Below are 2,056 nucleotides of genomic sequence, written 5' to 3' on the forward strand. Positions count from 1 at the left end.
TTTCTAGACCATCAAACCAAAACCTGTTTGACGAGATAAATCCAATAGTGCTGTAAAAACCAATCAATTGTATGCTCATTTAAGAGCTATTTCCCCCAATTATTCCTTGGAGTTTCCTAGTTCACTCTATAAGACTATGGCTACGACTGCAAAAGATACAACGACTACGAGACTGGACAGGATAATTGCATGGACAAATGGCTTCCATCCTGTTCGGGCAAACTGCCTTACATTCGTTTTCAAACCGATTGCTGCCAGAGCAATGACCATTAAAAATCGGCTGGCTTGTCGCATTGCACCACTTAGCTCTACTGGTATCAGTCCAATTGTATTCAGTCCTGCGAAAAGTACAAAACATGCGATGAACCATGGGAATAGCTTCTGCAATGACACTTTCTCATTCCACTGATTGGGCTGCTTCAGTTTCTGTCTGAAATAGATAGCAGAAAAAATAATTACGGTCGGTATGATAGCCAGTGTCCGGGTCAGTTTGACCATGGTCGCAATTTCTCCAGCTGCTTCTGAGAAAGCAAAACTTGCTGCAACAACACTTGAGGTGTCATTGATGGATGTCCCGGACCAGAAGCCGAAGAACTGATCGCTTAAAGACAGGAGCTGTCCAATGATAGGGTACAGAATGACCATTACCATGTCAAAGATAAATGTAGAAGAAATAGCATATGAGACATCGCCATCATCCGCTTCAATAACAGGTGCCATCGCTGCAATGGCTGATCCTCCACAAATTGCCGTTCCCGCAGCAATCATGTTGCTCAGCTTCCAGTTGATCTTGAACAGTCTGCCCAGTAAATACCCTCCTCCGAAAGCTGTCAGTAAGGTAAATAACAGAACGATCAATGTACGGCTGCCCACTTGAAGAATGATGGACATGTTCAAGGAAGATCCTAATAATATAATAGCAAATTTAAGTACTTTTTTTGAGGTGAATTGAACACCTTCATTCAATAGTTCAGGTTTGTAGTACAGTGCACGGAATCCTATGCCAATGAACATGGCTAAAACCGCTGAACCGATAAAATGCCCCGGAAGTATAGTTTCGATCAGAACAGCTATTACGGCTATCCCTGTCGCCAGCAAGAGTCCGGGAAGTTTTTTTGTCAATTGGGTCATTATGCTTCATCCCTTTCAGGTAATAACTGACTCATTATAACATTTTTTTATTCGGCTGAATGAGCAATTCTCGAATCTCTAATGAAAAGCTTTAAGAACCTTTCAAGTCGCATATTGTATCTGACGATTCAAATCTATAATCTGCCAATAAAAATAGACTTTAAATCAGCTGATTACAGGGTATTGCTTCCTGCTGCTGATTTAAAGTCCAGTCTACTTACCTTTCTGCTCTGCTTCTCATATTATCAAAGCCTACGATCGCTGAAGCAAGAAGATGGAATACAACTCCCACTCCCGAAATAATCGTCAGTAAGAACAGCTGATTTTCGTTTTCAATTATGATTCCTATATATGCCCAAGCAAATAGCAGAGGCATCTACATTCAGGCTGTCGATGAACAGGGTATGGTATGTCAAATCATCTATTGCCCTGTTCACCACATCCTCATTTTTTGAATTTAATACAGTATACTGTCCAGGACACATGGATACTCTTAAACCGTAATCTTTCACTTTTTCACCGATCCGCTCAAACTGTTCCTTAAAGAGTTGTGACCAGTCGAGGTCGTTAACGGAAAAATCAGAGCCGAATGGAATGATATCTGAGCTCATCCTGAACAGTCGGATATCATTTTGATTATTATAATCAATCATTGCTTCAAGGGTGGTCAGGTTGTGTTCGATAAGACTAAGCAGATTCTCTTCAGTCGCATTCTGCTTGCGGCAGGTTTTATAGCTGAGATCTGCAATTCCTCTTGGTGAACTACCCACCACTTAAATCCTTTGGATTTTGAAGTGAGGGCTTCCTACGAACTCCATTCTTATCTGCACAGACTTCATACAGACAGAGGAATCGGATAGGGGTAGGCTCAAAAGGCAGTCCCTGCCTCATTGATTTTCTTTTACTTGGCCAATGCCAAGAGGTT

2 protein-coding genes are annotated in these 2,056 nt (G+C 41.5%); both read right to left on the reverse strand.

Going from position 1 to position 2,056, the window contains the following annotated elements:
- Positions 1-126: 126 nt before the first annotated feature.
- Positions 127-1,131 carry a YeiH family protein gene (locus ACYQ2O_RS11950; protein WP_459771089.1) on the reverse strand — a complete coding sequence of 335 codons (1,005 nt, stop codon included), beginning with the start codon at positions 1,129-1,131 and terminating at the stop codon, positions 127-129.
- 332 nt (positions 1,132-1,463) lie between these two features.
- Positions 1,464-1,901: a hypothetical protein gene (locus ACYQ2O_RS11955; RefSeq protein ID WP_346023982.1), complete on the reverse strand. Its 438-nt coding sequence runs from the start codon at positions 1,899-1,901 to the stop codon at positions 1,464-1,466.
- Between the last annotated feature and the right edge of the window lie 155 nt (positions 1,902-2,056).

It is taken from the genome of Alkalibacterium sp. m-11 (genome assembly GCF_054658155.1).